General features: G+C 70.5%; 17 protein-coding genes and 3 pseudogenes. 11 read left to right on the top strand and 9 right to left on the bottom strand.

What is annotated here, in order from left to right; genetic code table 11:
- The first annotated feature begins 67 nt into the window (after window positions 1-67).
- Window positions 68-1411 carry a hypothetical protein gene (locus tag ACIQZO_RS05815; RefSeq protein WP_403620623.1) on the top strand — a complete coding sequence of 448 codons (1344 nt, stop codon included), beginning with the start codon at window positions 68-70 and terminating at the stop codon, window positions 1409-1411.
- Window positions 1404-2459, top strand: a complete 1056-nt coding sequence (locus ACIQZO_RS05810) for an RCC1 domain-containing protein (RefSeq protein WP_403620620.1) — start codon at window positions 1404-1406, stop codon at window positions 2457-2459. Before ACIQZO_RS05815 ends, ACIQZO_RS05810 begins: the two co-directional genes overlap by 8 nt.
- 309 nt (window positions 2460-2768) lie before the next feature.
- Here the strand turns inward: ACIQZO_RS05810 and ACIQZO_RS05805 are convergent, their stop codons facing one another.
- From ACIQZO_RS05805 to ACIQZO_RS05795, 3 genes and pseudogenes are all read right to left on the bottom strand, one after another.
- Window positions 2769-3290, bottom strand: a complete 522-nt coding sequence (locus ACIQZO_RS05805; RefSeq protein ID WP_403620617.1) for a peptidylprolyl isomerase — start codon at window positions 3288-3290, stop codon at window positions 2769-2771.
- 484 nt (window positions 3291-3774) lie between these two features.
- A complete protein-coding gene (locus ACIQZO_RS05800) occupies window positions 3775-5754 on the bottom strand; it encodes a hypothetical protein (RefSeq protein ID WP_403620614.1) in 1980 nt (659 codons plus the stop codon).
- 775 nt (window positions 5755-6529) lie between these two features.
- Window positions 6530-7080: pseudogene (locus tag ACIQZO_RS05795) on the bottom strand (transposase); the annotation flags it as partial.
- 21 nt (window positions 7081-7101) lie between these two features.
- Here ACIQZO_RS05795 and ACIQZO_RS05790 point away from each other — a divergent pair.
- From ACIQZO_RS05790 to ACIQZO_RS05780, 3 genes and pseudogenes are all read left to right on the top strand, one after another.
- Window positions 7102-7257: a universal stress protein gene (locus ACIQZO_RS05790; RefSeq protein WP_403620611.1), complete on the top strand. Its 156-nt coding sequence runs from the start codon at window positions 7102-7104 to the stop codon at window positions 7255-7257.
- 330 nt (window positions 7258-7587) lie between these two features.
- A pseudogene (locus tag ACIQZO_RS05785) lies at window positions 7588-7695 on the top strand (pirin family protein); the annotation flags it as partial.
- A gap of 468 nt (window positions 7696-8163) precedes the next feature.
- Window positions 8164-8292 (top strand): hypothetical protein, encoded by a 129-nt coding sequence (locus ACIQZO_RS05780; RefSeq protein WP_403620608.1) that lies wholly within the window; start codon window positions 8164-8166, stop codon window positions 8290-8292.
- Window positions 8293-8683: 391 nt separating this feature from the next.
- Here ACIQZO_RS05780 and ACIQZO_RS05775 read toward each other — a convergent pair whose 3' ends face one another.
- The 4 genes from ACIQZO_RS05775 to ACIQZO_RS05760 all read right to left on the bottom strand — a co-directional run bounded on the left by ACIQZO_RS05775 (window position 8684) and on the right by ACIQZO_RS05760 (window position 11649).
- Complete coding sequence (locus tag ACIQZO_RS05775; RefSeq protein ID WP_403620605.1) at window positions 8684-9520, bottom strand: undecaprenyl-diphosphate phosphatase; 837 nt, start codon at window positions 9518-9520, stop codon at window positions 8684-8686.
- Window positions 9517-10215 (bottom strand): phosphatase PAP2 family protein, encoded by a 699-nt coding sequence (locus ACIQZO_RS05770; protein ID WP_403620602.1) that lies wholly within the window; start codon window positions 10213-10215, stop codon window positions 9517-9519. Before ACIQZO_RS05770 ends, ACIQZO_RS05775 begins: the two co-directional genes overlap by 4 nt.
- A 79-nt stretch (window positions 10216-10294) precedes the next feature.
- On the bottom strand, window positions 10295-10861 hold the full coding sequence (locus ACIQZO_RS05765) for a TetR family transcriptional regulator (protein ID WP_403620599.1): 567 nt from the start codon (window positions 10859-10861) through the stop codon (window positions 10295-10297).
- A 119-nt stretch (window positions 10862-10980) separates the two neighbouring features.
- Complete coding sequence (locus tag ACIQZO_RS05760; protein WP_403620596.1) at window positions 10981-11649, bottom strand: DedA family protein; 669 nt, start codon at window positions 11647-11649, stop codon at window positions 10981-10983.
- Window positions 11650-11760: 111 nt separating this feature from the next.
- Here ACIQZO_RS05760 and ACIQZO_RS05755 point away from each other — a divergent pair, with 111 nt between their 5' ends.
- The 5 genes from ACIQZO_RS05755 to ACIQZO_RS05735 all read left to right on the top strand — a co-directional run bounded on the left by ACIQZO_RS05755 (window position 11761) and on the right by ACIQZO_RS05735 (window position 15229).
- The gene (locus ACIQZO_RS05755; RefSeq protein ID WP_403620593.1) at window positions 11761-12144 is read left to right on the top strand and encodes a BlaI/MecI/CopY family transcriptional regulator; all 384 of its coding nucleotides are present in this window, start codon (window positions 11761-11763) and stop codon (window positions 12142-12144) included.
- A complete protein-coding gene (locus tag ACIQZO_RS05750) occupies window positions 12144-13073 on the top strand; it encodes a M56 family metallopeptidase (RefSeq protein ID WP_403620933.1) in 930 nt (309 codons plus the stop codon). Before ACIQZO_RS05755 ends, ACIQZO_RS05750 begins: the two co-directional genes overlap by 1 nt.
- 154 nt (window positions 13074-13227) lie before the next feature.
- Window positions 13228-13605, top strand: a complete 378-nt coding sequence (locus tag ACIQZO_RS05745) for a BlaI/MecI/CopY family transcriptional regulator (RefSeq protein ID WP_403620930.1) — start codon at window positions 13228-13230, stop codon at window positions 13603-13605.
- Entirely contained in the window at window positions 13605-14552 is a 948-nt protein-coding gene (locus tag ACIQZO_RS05740) for a M56 family metallopeptidase (RefSeq protein WP_403620590.1), read from the top strand. Before ACIQZO_RS05745 ends, ACIQZO_RS05740 begins: the two co-directional genes overlap by 1 nt.
- Before the next feature lie 296 nt (window positions 14553-14848).
- Complete coding sequence (locus tag ACIQZO_RS05735) at window positions 14849-15229, top strand: MarR family winged helix-turn-helix transcriptional regulator (protein ID WP_403620587.1); 381 nt, start codon at window positions 14849-14851, stop codon at window positions 15227-15229.
- A gap of 8 nt (window positions 15230-15237) precedes the next feature.
- Here ACIQZO_RS05735 and ACIQZO_RS05730 read toward each other — a convergent pair.
- Together ACIQZO_RS05730 and ACIQZO_RS05725 are read right to left on the bottom strand one after the other, a co-directional pair.
- Window positions 15238-16046 (bottom strand): IS5 family transposase gene (locus ACIQZO_RS05730; protein ID WP_403620585.1). Its coding sequence is split into 2 segments (ribosomal slippage): window positions 15238-15698 and window positions 15698-16046, totalling 810 coding nucleotides; the frame shifts between segments, so codons are not numbered across the junction.
- Between the two features lie 588 nt (window positions 16047-16634).
- Window positions 16635-17138 (bottom strand): hypothetical protein, encoded by a 504-nt coding sequence (locus tag ACIQZO_RS05725; protein WP_403620582.1) that lies wholly within the window; start codon window positions 17136-17138, stop codon window positions 16635-16637.
- A gap of 524 nt (window positions 17139-17662) precedes the next feature.
- On the opposite strand from ACIQZO_RS05725, the pseudogene ACIQZO_RS05720 reads away from it, so the two are divergent.
- A pseudogene (locus ACIQZO_RS05720) lies at window positions 17663-19435 on the top strand (DNRLRE domain-containing protein); the annotation flags it as partial.
- Window positions 19436-19662: the final 227 nt, after the last annotated feature.

Below are 19662 nucleotides of genomic sequence, written 5' to 3'. Positions count from 1 at the left end.
CGCCCACGAGCCGTCACGTGCCCACGCCGCACAGCCCGTACGCGACCCCGCCCCGAAAGGCCCGTCCGTGAGAAGACGCCCCCGCGCCCTGCGCCGCCCGGCCGTCGTCGCCCTCTGCCTCGGCCTGGTCGCCCTCCCGGCAGGACCCGCGTTCGCCGAGCGCGCCACACCGGAGCCCGTCGAAGTCATCAACGGCGACCTGACACTGCCGGCGTTCACCGGAACCGCCCTGAACAATGCCAACGTCAGCGGCTGGTCGGTGGGTTCGACCAACGGTGCCGGAACCGCCACGGGCGTGTACCGCTTCTCCGGTGAGGCCTCAGGGCATCCGGACAAGAAGGTCGCGGTGATGCTGCGCCAGAACGCTGCCGCCCACCAGTTCAAGCAGCGGTTGCGCGGAGTGCGCCCCGGCGCGAGGGTCACCGTCACCTTCGACGACAGCCCCGCCGTCTCCATCTACTGCCCCGCGCGCACCGTCGAACAGGGGCAGACCTACACGGTCCAGGGCGAGGGCGGCACCGTGCAGGAAGAGCTGACCGAGCCCGACCCGGACAAGGAGTACAACGTCCTCGGCTCCGGTGTCTGGCGCACGGGGCGGACCTACACCTTCACCGCCGACCAGTACGAGCCCCTGCTGACCTTCGCCTCCACCGTCCCCGCCACAGGGTGGGGAGCCGGCAACGGCACCGGCACCAACAACGGCAACTGCGGAGCGATGATCGCCGACATCCAGGCGGTCCAGGTCCCGCCCCCGCTGGACAAGACGGTCCGCAGCAACGAGCTCCCGCCGTCGCTCGCGTTCAAGGGCAACGACAAGGTCACCGTCGCCCAAGCCGTAACCGAGTGCAACAGGGCTGCCGCCCACTGTGCGTTCACCCCCGAGGCCGACTACTCCTTCGCCTACTACGAGCCGGCCCGGCAGACCGGCGAGGGGTACATCAACTGCACCCGCGCCACCCTCGACCGCGAACGCCCGCTGAAGTTCTCCGCCCGCTCGATCGGCGACCTGCCCGCCGCCGCGGGACTGCCCCCGGCCAGCACGGCGGCCACACCGTCGAACATGAACAACCAGTTCACCACCGGCTCCGGCAGCAGCCCGGCCTGGAGCCCGTCCGCCGTACGCACCGTCAAGGAGCGGATCAGTCCCGGTGAGGTCTCCTGGATGGAGACCCAGACCGGGCGCCAGCGCACCGAAGGCTGGTTCACCTCCGATCCCACCCCGGCCGACGCCCACCAGGACTGGCGCCTGTACACGGTTTTGGACTACCCCTCCCCGCAGCTCGCCGACCGCTTCTACCAGCGCACCGGCCCCCTCACCGCCGCCGAGCAGGCACGCTGCCGCTCCAACCGGCCCTCCGCCGAGACCCCCAACGACGCCGGCTCCCCGGCAGCCGGAGCCGACCGTGACTGACACCACCCCCACACCCCCGCCCGCACAGCCGAACGCAGGGTCGGCCGTGTCCACCGGCCGCGCCCGGCACCGTCGCCGCCGCGCCGGGCGACCCGCCATGACCGCCCTGGCCGCGCTCGGCGCGCTGGGCGCGTTCCTGGCCCCCACAGCCCCGGCCACCGCAGCGCCCCAGCCGTCCCCCCGGCAGGCCGCGGTGACGGACTGGGAGACCCTGGCCTGGGGTGACGACACCTACGGCCAGGCCGCCATCCCCACCGCAGCACAGAAGGGAGCGAGCGCTGTCGCCGCGGGCGCCTTCCACTCGCTGGCGGTCAAGGACGGCAAGGTCCTCGCCTGGGGCAGCAACCTCTACCAGCAGACCGACGTACCCGCCACGCTCTCCTCCGGCGTCACCGCCGTCTCCGGCGGCTACCTGCATTCCCTCGCCCTGAAGAACGAGGCGGTCCTCGCCTGGGGCAGCGACCGCTACGACGCCACGACGGTCCCACCCGCCGCGAAGACCGACGTCACCGCCGTCGCCGCAGGCCAGTACTTCTCCCTGGCCCTCAAGCACGGCGCCGTCCTCGCCTGGGGCGACAACCGCTACCAGCAGACCGAACTCCCCACCGAGACCCACTCCGGCATCACCGCGATCGCCGCCGGCGCCTACCACGGCCTCGCCCTCACCGACGAGGGCAAGGTCCTCGCCTGGGGCGACAACCGCAAGAAACAGACCGACATCCCCGCCCCGGTCACCAACGGCGTCGCCACCGCGATCGCCGCCGGCCGCGACTTCTCCGTCGCCGTCGTGGGCGGCCGCGCCTACGCCTGGGGCACAGGCATCGCGAACCAGAACGTGCCCGCGCTCGCCCAGTCCAAGGTCACCGCGGTGGCCGCAGGGAACGGTCACATCGTGGCCCTCCGCGACGACGGACGAGCCATCGAATGGAAGGCCCACACCACCGCCCTGAGCGCCGTCCCCGCCACCGCCAACACCAAGGTCCTGTCCATCGCGGCAGGCGCCTACCACTCCCTCGCCCTACGCGGCGACCCACCCGCCACGCCGTGACCCTCTGACCCGCAGCCGCCTGCCCACACCCCCGGAGCGGACAGGCGGCCGCTCCGCGCCCCCGTCTGTCCAGGCTTCGACGGCCGGGGCACCCCCCCCCGCGAAGACGCGCGGTTCGGACATCACTTCCCGCAGGCTGCAGCGTCGGCGTGGACACCCGTGGGGCCTCGCGGTCAATGAGTCCGTTGCTGCGCGTAGGGGACCGGTTCCAGGAAGACCTACTGCGAGACGCGTTCGGGGAGCGGTCACTGTGACCGCTCCCCGAACGGAAGCTCTGGTGCCGGGCGCTGGCGGGAGGGGCTGGGGTGTTCAGGCCTGCCTGGTGATGGTGATGGTTTTGATGGTGATGTCGTTGAGGGGCTCGTCACGGGGGCCGGTGTCGGCTTTGGCGATCTTGTCGACGGTTTCCTGGCCTTCGGTGACCTCGCCGAAGATGGTGTGGCGCTGGTTCAGGTGGGGCGTGGGGGCGACCGTGATGAAGAACTGGCTGCCGTTCGTTCCCGGGCCCGCGTTGGCCATGGCCAGGAGGTACTTCCGGTCGAAGGCGAAGCCGGGTGCGAACTCGTCCTCGAACTTGTAGCCGGGTCCGCCTCTGCCGGTGCCCAGGGGATCCCCGCCCTGGATCATGAAGCCGTCGATGGCCCGGTGGAAGATCGTCCCGTCGTACAGGGGGTCGGTGCTCTTCCGGCCGGTTTCCGGGTGGGTCCATCCGCGGGTTCCTTCGGCGAGCCCGACGAAGTTGGCCACTGTCTTGGGTGCGGCCTCGGGGAAGAGCTGCACGACGATGTCGCCGAGCGTGGTGCGCAGGGTCGCTGACAGGGTCTCAGTCATGAACGGGGTCTCTCCTCTTGTATGCCGTGCTGACGCGGTGTCCGGCCGCCGGGATCCGCGGTGGAGTGGAGACGCGGAGCCCGAACCCGCATCCGGAAGGAGTCGCAAGGCGTAGGGATGCCGGTGGTCGGCCGACAGCCCAAGGTAACCCAGGCGAGCGGATCGATAACGTTCGGTAGTGATTCGGTGCGTCGGATTTCAGGAGCTCGGCGCACGGAGGGCGAGCGGAACTAACGAGAGGCCTTGCGGCTGGCGGGGCGCGCGGGGACGGCCTCGGCGGGGGAAGACTTGGCGCCGCATCGCGCCGTGTCTCTGACCAGGGGTCCCCGGACACGCTGATCGCGGTCTTCGCCGCCTCCAACCGCTCCAAGGCGGACAAGGATCCGGCCGGGTGCCGGTATTCGCGGGGGTGGTGCGTCGCGATCCGGACGCCGGTGGGTGGTCGGGGTCCGGATCGCAGGTGGGGTGTGGTGGGGTGTGGTGGTCAGGCGGTGCGGTAGGCGATGTGGAGGGTGTCTCCGCTGCCTCCGGCCAGGGCGGGGCCGGACATCGTGGCGGCGTCCGGGACCTGCTGGGTCCAGCCGGTCCAGGTGTTGCCGTTGTAGGAGTTGAGGGCGATCCGTGAGTCCAGGGTCCGCATCGCGCAGTAGAGGATGCCGTTGCGGACGGTCAGGGCCGGGGAGCTGTCGCTGGTGCCGCCGAGTTGCATGGGCGAGGTCGCCCAGCCGCTGCCGTCGTGGACCGCGACGTGGATCTTTCCGTCCAGGGCGGCCGCGGCGAGGTAGAGCTTGCCCTGGTGCGATGCCAGGGCAGGGGCCTTGGCGGTCTTGAGGCCGGGGACGGTCTGGAAGTCGGTCCATCCGGTATTCGTGAGCCAGGCCAGATACACCTGGTCGTCCGCGTCCCGCCCGCGGATGGCGCAGTGCAGTGTTCCGTTGCGCACAGCCAGGGCCGGCGAAGCCGAGCTGCGCCCCTTGAGCTTGGCGGCCTGGCCCCAGCTGTTGCCGTCGTAGGGGGTGACGTAGAGGTCGCCGTTGGTCCCGCAGGTGCCCAGATACAGGCGGCCTTGGTGTTCGGCCAGGGCCGGGGCGGTCAGCGAGACGTGGTTGGGGACCTGTGTGTAGCCGCTCCAGGCGCTGCCGTTGAACCGGGCGTGGTAGGTGCCGTCGCTCATGCCGCGCACCGCGAGGTGCGGTTTCCCGTCGAGGACGGCCAGCGCGGGCTCGCAGTCGGTGGCGCCGGTGAGGCGGGTGGTGGCGCCCCACTGGCTGTTGGCGGGTGCGAGGACCTTGATGTCGCCGGGCGCGTCGGTGGGGGGCGGGTTGCCGATCCACTTGAGCTGGAGGCGGTGGCGTCCCTCGTTGCCGCCGTCGAAGACCCATCCGGTCGAGCCTGCTCCGCCGTGGGTCACCAGCTGTCGCAGGGCGGCCTGGTCGAAGACCAGGGAGCGCTGCTGGACCAGGTCGTCGGGGTTCCTGAACAGGTCGATCAGCTTGGCGATGAGGTAGGCGAAGCCCGCGGCCAGGGTGGCGTAGTCCAGCATGTCGCCGTACTCGGGGATGATGATGGCGATGTTCGTCATGAGGTCGACGAAGGTCATCAGCTCCTGGCCGATGGCAACCAGCTTGTTCCGCAGCTGGTTCATCCACTCCGCGCTGCCGTCGTCCTCCTCCCAGCAGGAGATGTTGCACACCAGGGCGGCGTCGACCCGGCCGTTGTACAGGGTGGTGTTCGCGGGGAAGTCGTGCCATTCACCCCTGTCGACGTTCGTGACCCGGTAGGTGAGGCGTTCCTGCCGGTTCCCGAAGGCTCCGGCGCTGGACATGCCCCAGTAGATCTCGTCGGACGCGCTCCACTCGTCGGACTCGCGCTCGCACAGGAACGAGAACATGTCCACCCGGGCGATGAACGAAGCCAGCGCGCCCGGGTCCTCGGGCGGCGGCGCGGACGAGGTCACCACGGTCGCGCCGTAGCCGTAGGCCGCCTGCCCGGCGTTGAACTCCTCGCTGTCGAACGTGCCGTCCACCCCCGCGGGAGCACTGTTCACGTCGACGATGCTCACATTGGGCTGTGCCAGCACCTCGTCCCGCACCCGGGACAGATCCTTCAGCAGATCCGCCGTCGCGTAGCCCTGCGTGACTTCCCGTCCGGCCAGTGAGCCGGGCAGCACCGCAGCCGTTGCGCCCGCAGCCGTCTCCTCCCGGTACATCCGGCCGAACGCCTTGACCTCCTCCTCGTCCAGCAGCAGCTGCAGCGGCCGCACCAGACGTTCCTCCACCTCCGTCAGCTCCAGACCGGCGTCCAGACGCGACGCCGCGTGCAGCATCACCCCGAACAGCAGGGCGGACCCCTGCGACGCCTGGGCGCGCGGTGCGGAGTCCGCGACCGCCTGCCGCCCCTGCAGCTGAGCACGCAGGCGCTCCAGCCGTTCCGCCTGCGAAGTCCCGAACTCGATCGACTGCATGAGCAACGCTCCCTAGGGGTTCGATGAGCACGGCCCCCGGAACCGGGCAGGGCCGCGAACAGCGATCATCCCGGAATGCTCACACTGAGCAACAGTTCATTTACGGACAGTTGCGATTGCGGGGTCGAGTGTCGCGCCGGCGCACCGGGTCGGCATCCTCGTGCAGAACTCGGTCTCGGTGTCCCAGGTCAGGTTGGCTTTGTTCACGAGACCGTTTTCGTGAACAAAGCCAACAGGCCGAGTTCCCGCCCGTCCTCCGCCGCTGCCGCATCTCCCGCAGTGCGCCCGCGAGCCGGCTGCCGTCACCGTCGCCGGTGGACGTCAGGCCTGCGATGTGAGTCATGGCAACCCCCCTCCGCGGTGCGGCTGCCGCCGCTCATGGGGCGGGCTCGTAGACGATGGTGGTCGTCGTGCAGTCCTCGGCGAGCCCGAGGAGGGCTTGACGCTCGTTCTCGTCGACGGCCAGGTCCCAGCGGAGTTTGGTTGCCACTCAGGTCGCGGCGTAGGTGCAGTGGTAGGACCTGTCGGACGGCAGCCACTCCGCCGGGTCCTTGTCCGCCTTGAAATGGTTCGAGCCAGCCGAGACAGCGGTCAGTGTGTCCGGGGACCCCTGGTCGTTCGCGTACGCCTCCCGGCGGGCTGGCGTCCAATTCCGCGCCCCAGCTGGCGGCAAGCGATATGTGAACCGCGCGGTATTCGCGGGGTCTGGGGGGTGCCCCTATGTCTTTCGTCAACCCCGAGCAGCCTGATTTGAGGCTGTTCATCCCAGTTGCGTTCACTCGGCGAGTTCGACGTTCTTCGGTTCGAGGGGTTCGTAGAAGGTGCCGTTGCGGAGCATGGCGTGGATGACGTTGATGCGCTGGCGGGCGAGGCGGAGGAGTGCCTGGGTGTGGGTTTTGCCGTTGACCCGCTGTTTGTCGTAGTAGGCGCGGGAGGCGTCATCGTGCAGGGCGGCGAACGCGGAGAGGAACATGGCGCGTTTGAGCCGGCGGTTTCCTCGGTGGGGTGCGTGTTCGCCGCGGATGGAGCTGCCGGAGGAGCGGGTGACGGGGCGAGGCCGGCGTAGGAGGCGAGGTGCCCTGCGGTGGCGAAGGCGGAGCCGTCGCCGATGGTGACGAGCAGGGTCGCGCCGGTCCTGATGCCCACGCCGGGCAGCGACATCAGGAGCTTCGAAAGAGGGTGGGCCTCCAGCAGGGCGCTGATCTGGCCTTCCAGCGTGCGGCGCTGGTCCAGGACGGCGGCCAGCTGGTTCGCGAGGGAGGGCACGATCGTCGTGGCGGCGGCGGTGCCGGGCACCACCACCGTCTGCTTGTCGAGCGCGTCGAAGACCTCTGCGATGGCCTCACGGTGCGGGGCACGGCGGGCGCCGCGCTCGTCGACGTCGCGCGCGACCCGGACGACCTGCTCGTGGTGGGCGCGGGCCCGCGAGGGCCGCTCCGTCGCATCCTCCGCCCCTCGGTGGCCCGCTACGTCCTCGCGCACGCGGCCTGCGCCCCGTGCTGACCGTACCTCCGTCCCCGCTCCAGGCCGCGTACGAAGCGGCCCACCGCCGCAACTCCTGGCGGCTGCCGTTCGACATCTGGGAACTCGCCTGACGCCGTGGGGCCGTCCTGATTCCGCCAGGCTGACGCCGACGTCCGTCAGGAGCGGGTCGGTGGCGGCTTGGCGGCGACCCCAGAGCTGCGGAGGTATGGCGAGCGGGCTGCAAATCCAGTTCCGGGAGGAACAAATCCTCGTGGCTCTAGCCGTGTCGGAGCGCTCCGATGCTGGCTTTTGCTGACTTTGAAGGACTCGTAACGCCCTGACCTGCGGAAACATCGAGCGATCCCATGGTTCTGGAACTGGATCGGACGGTCACACGATGATATCGCGCAGGCCCGCGAAGACTGGATGAACGGGTCCCGCTACAGCGAGGTAAAGGGCTACGACGGCCCTCCGATTTTGGTCTCGCAGGGCGGGCCGCCCGACGCGACGCGAGAGCCTTCGGCGCCGACGGTCGAGCCTCATCTGTCGCAGGCTGTAACCAAGTTCGGTCGGACGAATGCTGACCTTTTGCTGACTCTACTGACTAATAGTCAGATCTGGTCGCTGGTTGCACCGAGGCTGCTTGGTCGCGAGCAGTGGTGTTGGCCGTCGCTGCGCCGCCGGCTCCTACAACCCTGACGGCGGATCTGGCCGGGGCGTGCGATCCATAGATGAAGGGTGCGGGTGAGTGCGCGGCGAGTCTTGTGCACAAGTCACAAGCCCCTCGCTCGTCCGGTCTTCTCCGCAAGGAGGTGACGGAACGCCGTGTGAGCGCGGGCGGCCTACGGCTCCGAGGTGACAGGACGTTCCAGTGGAAAGCCCTCTTTGAGGAACCGGGTGACCGCGTTCATGCGGTCGGAGAACCCAACCGGTGTGTGGTCGGCCATGAGGGGGCATCACGTCTATGGACTGCTGCTGCGGGGCGCCGAGGCATTCGAAGAGCTGCTCCCTGGTCTTCGCGACGAGCTCGTGGGCGCCGGCGCCGAACTCGCCAGGGTCCCGGATGGCTTCTGAATAACCCGACGCGCGGCGGGATCGGGTACCGCGGGCCTCTTTTCATGGTTGGTGAGCCGTTTCCGTGACCTCATCGGTGCCCGTCCCTCATTCTGAACAGGCTGGTTCTGCCCGCCGCCGCCTGCCCCTGGCCGCACGCCATACCCGGAAGCGTGTGCGATCCCTCTCGTGGTCGTTCGAATGCGCAAGCGGGAGAGCCTGCAGGGTGCCGACTCCTGTGCCTGGCGGGTCGAGCGCCAAAACGGCGTCCAGGAAGTCGCGTGCGGCGAGGGCTTCATCGGGGACCTCGTGCCCGTGCTCAGGACCTCTTCACCGGCGGGCGCGAGGTAGTACTCCATGAGTCGGCCAGTGCCCGGCCTGCGGACGATCGTCCGTCCGGCGGGGTGATCGGTCAGGATTTAAGGACCCCCGTGCCCAGCAGGCCGAACAGGAGTACGGCGATGGCGATCCGGTAGATGACGAAGGCGTTGAAGGAGTGCTGGGCGACGTACTTCAGCAGCCAGGCGATCGAGGCGTAGGCGACGGCGAAGGACACGGCGGTGCCGACGATCAGCGGGAGGGTGTCGATGCCGACGCCTACGGCGTCCTTCAGCTCGTACAGGCCTGCGCCGGTCAGGGCGGGGATGCCGAGGAAGAAGGACAGGCGGGTCGCGGCGACCCGTTCGAGGTCGAGGATGAGACCCGTGGACATGGTGGCGCCGGAACGGGAGAAGCCGGGGAAGAGCAGGGCGAGGATCTGGGAACTGCCCACCAGCATGGCGTCCTTGAGGTCGGTGTCGTCCTCGCCGCGCTTGTGGCGGCCCATCTGGTCGGCCGCCCACATCAGGCCGCTGCCGACGATCAGCGATCCGGCGACCACCCACAGAGAGGCCAGCGGTCCCTCGATCAGTGGCTTCGCCGCGAGCCCCACGACCACGATCGGGATGGTGGCGTAGATGACCCACCAGGCGAACTTGTAGTCGTGGTGGTAGCGCTCCTCGCGGTTGGCCAGTCCGCGGCCCCACGCGGAGACGATGCGCACGATGTCCTTGAAGAAGTAGACGAGGACGGCCGCGATCGCGCCGACCTGGATGACGGCGGTGAAGGCGACGACGGACTTGTCGTCGACGGGGATGCCCATCATCCCTTCGGTGATCTTGAGGTGGCCGGTGGAGGAGACCGGCAGGAACTCCGTCACCCCTTCCACGATGCCCAGCACCACGGCCTGTCCCACACTGATCGCGCTCACGTGCCTTCGCTTTCGTTCGAGGGGACGGCGCCGGTCTTTCGGCGCCGGAGGAGAATCGGGGACATCACGAGCAGCCCGGCCCATGCGGAGGCCAGCAGCCAGCCCGCCAGGACGTCGGTGGGCCAGTGCATGCCGAGGTAGACGCGGCTGAGGCCCACGGTCGCGGCCCAGAGGGCGGGTGCGATCAGGAGCGGCGTTCGGGCCCGGCCGCGCACCGTGCGGTAGACCCCTGCGGTGAGGAGCGCCGCCACGGCCGCGGAGGTCGTGGTGTGCCCCGAGGGCATGGCGTATCCGTTTGCCGTCCACGCCCAGTCGTCGGCGGGCGGCCGGGGCCGGGCGAGCCATGACGCCAGGGCGATGCGCGGCAGTTGCACTGACACCAGGGCCAGGGCCCCTCCCAGGGCCCCGCGCCACCGATCGGTTCTGAAGGCCAGCGCCCCGGCGAACGCCGCGAGCAGGTAGGCGGGCACTCCGCTGCCCGTCACGGTGACGGCTACGGCTGCTGCGACCGCCCAGCGCGGGCGGTGTTCCAACACCCAGCCGTGCACGCCGTCGTCCACTCCGAAGGGTGAGCCGTGCGCAGCGCGGGTGGCCGCGAACAGTGCCGCCAGCAGCATCGAGCACATGAACACCGGTATGGCCGGCGACCACTGAACGCCGGCGGCGCGGGGAACGGCCGGGGGGAAACGGAACATGGGGAGGGCGTCCTGTCCGGACGGACCGCCACGGCAGCACGGTCGGATGGCATAGGGCACGTCAGGGGCACGGTCTTGGTCAGGGAGGGGCCAGTGCACCCCACAGGAGCAGCGACACCAGCTCTTCGGCCGGCAGGGTCTCCGCGGGGCCGGTCGGCGTGTCGGCCAAGACCATCGACTGGAACACCCGGGCGAGGTGCTCCGGGGGCATTCTGAGCCGCTCACGCTCTGGTTCGATGAGGGCCGTCAGAGCGGATCGGAGCGACGCGAGTTCCTCTTCGTGCCGGACACGCCCGTCGGATTCCTCCGGCTCGGGGCGCCGGGGCCGGCTTGTGGGCATGGCATCGGCAAGCAGGAGTGCGCGGGCCGCATAGCTGCGGAGATGTAGGGCGGCTGATGCCAGACGGAGGGCGAGTGGCTGGGTCAGGTCGACCGCGGCTATGGCCGCTACCGCTTCGTCCGCCCTGAGGGCCTCGGCCGCGCAGGCTTCCAGCAGGGCGGCTTGGACCGGGAACGCGGTGAAGACCGCCGCTGCCGGGACTCCCGCAGCCCGGGCGACCATCGAGGTGGTGACCGAGGTGCCGTGCCTCATGACAAGCGGCAGCCCGGCCCTGACGATCAGCGCGCGGCAGGGGTGCTCGGTCATCTCCCGTCCAGAGGTTTCAGGGGCCGGTGTGGATCGGTCGGTGAGTGGAGACGGTGGGATCCGTGGGCGCCCGACAGGCCGCTGTGCGTTCACGGACGGCCCGTCTGGGGCGCGCGGGTTCAATGCCCGTTTCCGCTCGGGGCGCGGTGGCGCCGCCGACGGATCATTTCGAGGGCCAGCGGGGTGAGGGAGATGAGGGCGACGAGGGCCACGATCGGCAGGAGGTAGTGGTCTACGTCGGGCACGGAGGAGCCGAGTGCGTAGCCGGCGAGGACGAGGCCGACGGTCCACAACAGTCCGCCCACGACCTGCCAGAGCGTGAAGACGCGGGCGGGCACGCCCAGGGCGCCGGCCAGGGGGTTGAGCACGGTGCGTACGACCGGTACGAAGCGGGCCAGCACGATGGCTTTGGCGTGGCCGTAGCGGTCGAGGAGTTCCTCGGCACGCTCGGCTCCCTCGTGGAGTTTTCGGCTGCGGCTCCGGGCGAGCAGGGTTCGGCCCCCGCGCCGGCCGATGAGGTAGCCCACTTGCGCTCCCAGGAGCGCGCCGATCACAGCGGAGGCCAGCACCTGGGGCAGTGAGAGGTGGACGGGGCGGTCCCCGCCCGGGACGCAGAGCAGGCCCGCGGTGAACAGGAGGGAGTCGCCGGGCAGGAAGAAGCCGACCAGGAGGCCGGTCTCGGCGAAGAGGACGACGGCGATGCCGAGCGCGCCGAATGCGGACAGCAGTGATCCGGCGTCGAGCAGGTTCACGGCCTGTGGCACTGCCGTGTGGGCGGATACGGCCATGGTGGGCGACTCCCCTGCTGGTGAGTGGATCGGGCGGCAACGACATCATCGACTACAGTTCTGTAGACGGTCTACGTCACTGTAGACGATCGTGGTGGTGAGGAGATTCTCATGGGGGATGCGCATACAGAACGGCGGCCCGCCGGTGAGCTGGGGGCGAGCGTCCTGGCGGCGCTGTGGGCGGCCGGCGCCCCGTTGACGCCCGGGCAGGTCCAGGAGGCGCTCGGTTCCTCCCACGCCCGAACGACGGTGACGACGGTCCTGTCCCGCCTCTACGAGAAGGGCGTGGTCACCCGCACCCGGTCCGGCCGTGGGTTCGCCTACCAGCCGACCGAGGACTCGTCGGGGCTGACCGCACGCCGCATGCACGCGGAACTGGCCAGGACCGAGGACCGCGTGACCGTACTGAGCCGCTTCGTCTCCCAGCTCAGCAACGAGGACGAGGCCCTGCTGCGCGCCCTGCTGGAAGAGGACGGCACAGGAGGCGCCGCGTGATGTGGTTGTCGCTGCCGCTCCTCCTGCCCTTCCTGGCCGGCCCGGCGTGCCGCGCGGTGACGAGCCTGCCGCCGCAGCAGGCCGTCCGGCTGTTGGCCGGTTCGGCCGCCGGGCTCGCCGCGGGGAGCACTGCGGCCCTCGCCCTGCTGATCGTTCCCGGAGCCACGCACCTTCGGCCGGTGGCGGCGCTCGGCGACCTGCTCACCCCCCTCACATCCGGTCCGCCGGGCACGGCCATCGCGATCACCGTCGTGGCGGGCTTGCTGCTTGCCGTCCGTGGCGCCCTGCTGCTGCACGGTGCGTACCGGTGGTGGCGGCAGCTGAGGCAGGCGCGCGTGCTTGCCGCCGGCAGCCGGAGCGAACTCGTGGTCCTGCAGGAGGAGCACCCCGACGCGTACGCGCTGCCGGGCCGACCCGGCCGTATCGTGATCACCTCGGGCATGCTGCGCGCACTGTCCGCGGAGGAACGCGAGGTCCTGCTCGCCCATGAGAGAGCCCACCTGAAAGGGCGCCACCACCTCCTGGTGGCGATGGTCGAGCTGGCCGCCCACTGCCATCCGGGGCTGCGCGCCGTGCGCGAGCCCCTCCGTTACGCGCTGGAGCGCTGCGCCGACGAATCCGCCGCGCGGGCGGTGGGTGACCGCCGCCTCACGGCCCGGGCCATCGCCCGGGCCGCTCTGGCTGCCGGTACGTCGCCTGATTGGCGCCGGCCCGGCTTCGCGCTGGCCGCCACGACGGGCCCGGTGCCCCGGCGGGTCACGGCCCTGCTCGACGCGCCCGCCCGGGCCCGCACCCGTAGCGCCCCGCACCGCCTGGCGGCCGTGACGCTGTTGGCCTGCCTGGTCCTGTCGGCCGGCGCGTCCCTCCAGGCCGCCGACGATCTGCACTCCGGCATCGAAATCGCTCAGGGTGAGACGGGTGAGGAGTGAGCCGTCCGGTTCCCACGGCGCCGGCCTCCGCGGCGGCCGAGCAGTGGGGCAGGCATGCGGAGCTCGGCGCGTGCCCCCGTACAGTTAGATAAGGCAAACCTATTTATCGGTGACCGGGCGCATCAGCCCGGGGCGGCAGCAGGGCGGTAGCGGGATGGTGGAGGACGGCGCGGACGCAAGGCGTCCGCACGGTGAACTCGTCGCGGACGTGCTGGCGGTTCTGTGGGCGGCCGATGAGCCGTTGACGCCGCAGCAGATCAACGCCGCGCTCGGCCGGGACCTGGCCAGGACGACGGTGACGACGATCCTCACCCGCCTCTACGAGAAGGGGACGGTCGTGCGGACCCGCGTCGGCAGGGGCTTCGTCTACGCCGCGGCGGACGACGCCGCCGGGCTGGCGGCCGGACGCATGCACCGCGAGCTGGAGCGGGAGCCCCAGCGGGACCTCGTGCTGAAGCGGTTCGTGTCCTCGCTGTCCGGGGACGACGAGGAGGCGCTGCGGCGCCTGCTCCTGGAGTCCGGGGAGGGCTGATGACCCTGGTCTTGGCCCTGGTCATGCTGACCCTGGTGCTTCCGTGGGGCGCGGCGCCGGCCACCCGCCGGCTGGCCGCGCTCCTGCCGCCGAGGGAAGCGTGCGCGGCACTGACCGGGGCTGCCGTGTTGCTGGCGGGCGGCACAGTTGCGGCGCTCATCGGTCTGTTCCACGTGCCCTTCCTCGCCTCCCTGGAACAGATCCCGCTCTCACGGGCGGCTTCCGAATGGCCGGCTACCGTGCCGGTCGCCGCTGTGGCGGGTGCGGTTCTGGTCCTCCAAGCGGTGCTGCTGGTCCGCCGCTGGTACGAGCGCCGCTCGCTGCTTGCCCGCGCCTGGGCGTCCACCGGCGACGCGGTGTCCGACGGCGACCTTCTGGTCGTACCGGATTCCGAGCCGCAGGCGTTCGCACTGCCGGGATGGCGCAAGCGCAGCGGCCGGGTCGTGGTGACGACGGGCATGCTCAAGACCTTGGGCCCGGCGGAGCGTGAAGTGCTGCTCGGTCACGAGCGGGCCCACCTGACGGGCCGCCACCATCTGTGGTCCGTCACCGCCTACCTGGCCGCCGCGGTCCATCCCGCCCTGCGGCCCCTGCGCCCGGCCCTGGACTTCCACCTCGAGCGGTGGGCGGACGAGTCGGCGGCCTCGTCGGTGGGAAACCGGCGGCTGGCGGCGACCGCGATCGCACGCGCGGCGCTGGCCGCCGCGTCCGCCGAGAAGGCGGGCGGAGGCCGTGGTTCCTTGCTGTCGGTGAGTACCGGTCCGGTTCCGCAGCGGGTCGAAGCCCTGTTGGGGCCGGTGCCGGTGCGTCCGCAGGCCCGCAGGGCGCGGGCGGCCGCAGCGGGGCTGGTGGCGGCGGTGGCGGTATCGGCCCTGCTGGGCCTGGTGCTGGCCTACGCACTGCACGAGTACGTGGAGTTCGCCGCGCGGGCCCTTCTTGCCGAATGAGCGCCCGAGTGACGACAATGATGTAGACCGAATGGTCTGGGGAAAGTATGGTGAGCCTAGGCTTATTTCACCTACCTCTCCAGGTCCGAGCGTTGCGTGGGTCCCGATCCGGGGGCGCCTCGTACCCTGCGTGCAATGTGCCGTCGGCGACAGTGGTCCGCGTGTCCCGGGGCGGAGGTGACCTTCCCCTCCCAGTGATTGGACGCGCCGTGTACGACAGGGGGAACGGGTTCTCGAATCCCTCCGAGCAAACCGTGCATCTCCTGGCGGCAGCGAACCGGGCCGTGGACATGTTGATGGCCGAGCGGCTGGGAACGCGCGGCATGGGCGCTTTCCACCGGTCGGTTCTCAGGACGCTGGCGGATTTGGGGCCGCATGCCAGGCGCGATCTCGCCGCGCAGGTGGAGGCGCCGGCGGCTGACGTCTCGCGCGTGGTCGGTGATCTCCTGGAGCAGGGCCTGGTACAGGAGACGGTCGTGAACATCGGTGGACGTCACGAGGTCGTGACGCTCACCCCGGCCGGAACCGCGGTGCTGGATACGGCGCATGAGGACATGCAGTCGGTGCAGGACGTCCTGCTCGGCTGCCTCACCAAGGGCGAGCGCGCACAGCTGCACTACCTACTGCGGCGGGTGTGCGCGACGGCTGCCCGCGCTGGCGCGGTGCGAACGTCTTAGGACTCATCTCATTTGGCCAATCTGCGGTAGCAGATGAGGGTGCAGGCGATGCTGGTGAAGGCGAGGAAGTGCTCGGCTTTGCGTTCGTAGTGGCGGTGGAGACGGCGGCAGCCGGCGAGCCAGGCCATGGTGCGCTCGATGGTCCAGCGGTGGCGGCCCAGCCGCTGCGAGGACTCGATGCCGCGGCGGGCGATGCGGTGGGTGATACCGCGCCCGCGTAACCATCGGCGCAGGTGGGCGTAGTCGTAGCCTTTGTCCGCGTGGAGTTTGCCGGGGCGCCGCCGACGGGGGCCTCGCCGGGACCGGATCGGCGGGATGCCCCGCACGAGAGGTTCAAGACCGAGGCTGTCGTGCATGTTCGCGCCGGAGATCCCGACGGAGAGGGGCAGACCGGTCTGCTCGGTGATCAAATGGATTTTCGATCCGAACTTGCCCCGATCGACAGGATTCGGACCCGTCAGGTCCCCCTTTTCAAGGCCCTCATGTTCACCGAGTCGATCGCACAGTGCGACCAGTCCAGCTCGCCGCGGGCGCCGAGCTCGTCGAGGACCAGGCGGTGGAGCTTGGCCCACACCCTGGCCTTCGACCACTCGGAAAAGCGCCGATGGGCGGTCGCGCCGGAGGGTCCGAACGACGCCGAAGGCAGCTGCTGCCACGTGCAACCCGAGGTCGCGACGAACACGATCGCCGCGAGCACTTCCCGGTCACCGTGCCGACGCCGGCCGCCACCCTGAGGCCGCGACGGCGCCTCGGGCACCACCCGCTGGAACATGTCCCACAACTCATCCGGTACCAGCCGTTCAACGATCCCCACCATGAACGACAGCCTACCCAAACGGCCAAATGAGATGACGTCTTAGCCAGCGCCCACCCCGAAGGCCGGAGCTCCCCGAGGACCTCGCGGGCTACCGACTTCGACGCTGGCGGAAGGCGCTCGGTGGCGGCCTGGTCGTAGTCGACGTCGTCGACCGGGCGCACATGGTCGGGAGCCCGAACCCCGGCGGCACGGTAGCCATGGCTGATCCGGCCGGGCCCCGGCCCCTCCCGCGCAGGGGTCGGCCGGCGGCGACCGCCAGGCCGCTCCGAAACGGTGGACGTCCTCGGATGTCACGTCCATGCGCGGCCGCTCGAAGCGGAGCGGGTTGCGGAAGACGCCGCCCCCGTCGACGGCCCGTGGCGCGCCGCTGGCTGATCCTGCGGGCCCTCACTGCGTGAAGGTGCCCCCGAGCGGGTTCGGGCGCGCTCGTGCATGTGCACAGTCCATGAAGGTGATCATCCCGCATGGACAGAGCCCGAAACCCCGACGCGTCCAGACGACGGATCGCGAGACGGCTACTGACCGTCTGTAACAGGCCCGGGGGAAAGGGCGTCTTGCGCGGGACACCCCTGGCCCAGCCCCGGGCGTCTACCGGGCGCGCCCAGCCGCCTTGGCCGCGGCTTGTTGCCAGTGAGCGGGACCGCGGCGGCGGCCGGGGCCAGGGCTGGCGTGCCGGGGGGCCACGGCCGCGGGTGTGGTGGTGGAGCGGGAGCGGGCCGCCGTCGGGGAGACCCGGGGCCGGGAGGCGGCCGGTGCGCCGGGCGGGGTGGTCAGGGAGGTGAGAGTTGCGTCTACGAGGCGGCCGACCAGGGCCGTGCCGGTGACTTCCTGCCAGGAGGTGTCGGCGCTCAGGTGGTTCAGGTGCCGGGCGACGGTCTGGCTGCCGCCGCTCTCCCCGATGTTCTGCACGCGGGCGGCAAGCAGCGGCCACTGACGTGAGCCGACCAGCAGGCCCGCCTCCCGCTCCGGCAGCACCTCCCGCACCATCAACACCATCTGCACATGCGCGGCCAGCTCCACCCTCAGCTGCTTCAGGACGAGCGACCGGTTGCCGAGGTCGAGGTCACGGGAAACCGTCAGGCCTTCGGTCAACGGGCCCCAGGCCCGCTTCGCATCCGATACTCGCAGGCGCAGGCGCAGGGGCGGCCCACGGATCGGCGACCTCCCGCACCCGCGGCCCAGCGGCGGCGGGGGGCTGCGGGCGCGGTGGAAGAGGAAGCGGCGGGAGCGGCGCCAGGGCGGGGCCGGGGGCCCGTCCGGTGGGCGCGGCCGATGGGTCGTCGTCCGGTACCCGGGCACCGGACGCGGGCGCCGTGGCCGAGGCCGGAGCCAGATTGATGTCCTCATCGGCGACGGGCTCGGCGCGAGCCGAAGTGAACAGCGAAACCCAGCCTTGGCGTGAATTGCATCACCGGGCCGCGAGTTGTGTCCCTCTTGTCTGTTTGTGAGATCGAACGGCCTGGTCAGAGCGCTACCTTGCAACTCTCCGTATCGAGATCACTCGATACGCATCGGAAGACCGAGGAAGTATGGCTACTCGTTTGTCCGCGGCAAGACGCCGTGGAAGAGGGCCCTGGGGGACCTCGCACTGGATAGCGGGCGGGGCGGCACTCATGGTGACCGCCACTCTGCTCCAGAGCTCGAACGCGGCGGATGCGGCCGCCGCGCCGACCGCCGCGCCCAAGTCCGGCAACGTGACCGAAGAGCTCAACCTCCCGCGGGCCCGGGTGGCCGCGCGGACGGCCGGCCACCGCGTGGAAGCGGTCTCGGAGCGGTCCGAGACCGCCACGACGTGGGTGAACCCGAACGGCACACTGACCACCGAAGTGGCCGCCGGGCCGATCCGTTTCTACGACCAGCAGGCACGCGGCTGGCGCGCCGTCGACGTGACCCTGGGCCACGGCCCCGGCGGGTCCGTGGCGTCGAAGGCCCACCCGCAGGGCCTGAAGCTGGCCCCGGGCAGCCTCCCGCGCATGGCCAAGTCCGCGCCCAGGGCCGCCCCGTCCATCGACTACATCAGCACCGACCTGGTCACCCTGGGCGAGGGCGACGAGCAGATCACCCTCAAGTGGAAGGGCGCCCTGCCGTCCCCGAAGCTGGACGGGGCCCGCGCCGAGTACACCAACGCCGTCCCCGGCGGTGACGTCGTCATCGAGGCAACGCGCAGCGGCTTCGAGCAGTTCGTCGAGCTGAAGCAGCGCCCCCTCGGCGAGAACTACGCGTACACCCTGCCGCTGGTGGCCAAGGGCCTGAAGGTGGAGCAGCAGGCCGACGGCAGCGTGCAGTTCACCGACCGCAAGAGCCGCCGGACCGCCGTCATGCCGGCTCCGGTGATGTGGGACTCCACGGTCGATCCGGTCTCCGGCGAGCACACCCGCAAGGTGCCCGTGGCGATGAAGGTCGTCCAGGGCAAGGGCACGGTCGACCTCGTCGTCACCCCGGACGCAAAGTTCCTCGCCGACCCGGCCACCAAGTACCCCGTGACCGTGGACCCCTCCACCTCCTCGCTGGGCAATGTCTTCGACACCTACGTCCAGCAGGGCGAGACCGTCGACTGGTCGAACGACACCGAGCTCGACCTCGGCAACCCGGGGACGAAGAACGCGAACGGCACCTTCCGCACCGCGCGTTCCTTCATCACCTGGAACACCGCGCCCATCGCGGACGCGCTGGTCTCCAGCGCGAGCCTGAGCCTGTGGAACTTCCACTCCGGCAACACCGACTGCACCGCGCAGCCGTGGGAGGTCTGGAGCTCTGCCGCCCCGAGCACCGCGTCGCGCTGGACGAACCAGCCCGCCATGGGCACCAAGTACGCCACGTCGACCCAAACCCGCGGCAACCCCGGCTGCGGCTCGGCACCGGACGGCTGGATCAACACCGACGTGACCACCCTCGTTCAGACGTGGGCGTCCGCGAAGGCGCCGCTGTCCAGCATGGGCCTGCAGGCCTCGTCGGAGGCGGTCGTCGGGCAGTGGAAGCGGGTCAACTCCGCGAACGCCACGTCGAATCCGCCCAAGCTGACGGTGACCTACAACTACCGTCCCCAGACCGGCACGAAGCAGGAGGCCGGTCCTCCGTTCGTCCAGGACAAGACCCCGGCCTGGCGGGTCGACACGACGACGCCGACCCTGCGCGACACGTTCGCGGACAAGGACGGCGACACGGTCAACGGCACCTTCCAGATCTTCGACGCCGCTACGAACGCGCAGGTCGGAAACACGCTGGTGTCGCCCTACGTCCCTGCGGGCACCCCCGCCTCGGTCGTCGTTCCGGCAGGCGTGCTCCAGCACGGGCACACGTACCGGTTCCGTACCTCCCCCTACGACGGAACGCACTACAGCAACAGCTGGTCCCCGTGGTCCAACTGGACCGCCTTCACCGTCAGTCCGCTGCCCGACGCGCCGCAGGATGTGCAGGCCGGTGCGCAGCAGACGCTGACGCCGATCCTGTCCGCGGTCGTCACGACCCCGGCGCAGACCCGCGTGAGCGCGGAGTTCTCGTTCAAGGACGCGGCCGGGAATCCGGTCCCTGGTCTTCCGCTGCCTCCCGTATGGGTGGAGAGCGGCAGCCGGGCCGCCCTGGAGATCCCGGACGGCAAACTGGCGGACGGCGCGAG

Source organism: Streptomyces sp. NPDC097617 (assembly GCF_044761485.1).
Lineage (GTDB): Bacteria > Actinomycetota > Actinomycetes > Streptomycetales > Streptomycetaceae > Streptomyces.
The sequence above is the reverse complement of the archived record's forward strand: the minus strand, read 5'-3'. Positions and strand labels throughout refer to the sequence as shown.

Coding starts and splice junctions, on each gene's coding strand:
- ACIQZO_RS05765 (WP_403620599.1), bottom strand. CDS start 10,861: ATGACCGAGCACCCCTGCCGCGCGCTGATCGTCAGGGCCGGGCTGCCG.
- ACIQZO_RS05800 (WP_403620614.1), bottom strand. CDS start 5,754: ATGCAGTCGATCGAGTTCGGGACTTCGCAGGCGGAACGGCTGGAGCGC.
- ACIQZO_RS05735 (WP_403620587.1), top strand. CDS start 14,849: ATGGCCGAGCGGCTGGGAACGCGCGGCATGGGCGCTTTCCACCGGTCG.
- ACIQZO_RS05750 (WP_403620933.1), top strand. CDS start 12,144: ATGTGGTTGTCGCTGCCGCTCCTCCTGCCCTTCCTGGCCGGCCCGGCG.
- ACIQZO_RS05780 (WP_403620608.1), top strand. CDS start 8,164: ATGAGGGGGCATCACGTCTATGGACTGCTGCTGCGGGGCGCCGAGGCA.
- ACIQZO_RS05770 (WP_403620602.1), bottom strand. CDS start 10,215: ATGTTCCGTTTCCCCCCGGCCGTTCCCCGCGCCGCCGGCGTTCAGTGG.
- ACIQZO_RS05745 (WP_403620930.1), top strand. CDS start 13,228: ATGGTGGAGGACGGCGCGGACGCAAGGCGTCCGCACGGTGAACTCGTC.
- ACIQZO_RS05755 (WP_403620593.1), top strand. CDS start 11,761: ATGGGGGATGCGCATACAGAACGGCGGCCCGCCGGTGAGCTGGGGGCG.
- ACIQZO_RS05740 (WP_403620590.1), top strand. CDS start 13,605: ATGACCCTGGTCTTGGCCCTGGTCATGCTGACCCTGGTGCTTCCGTGG.
- ACIQZO_RS05805 (WP_403620617.1), bottom strand. CDS start 3,290: ATGACTGAGACCCTGTCAGCGACCCTGCGCACCACGCTCGGCGACATC.
- ACIQZO_RS05760 (WP_403620596.1), bottom strand. CDS start 11,649: ATGGCCGTATCCGCCCACACGGCAGTGCCACAGGCCGTGAACCTGCTC.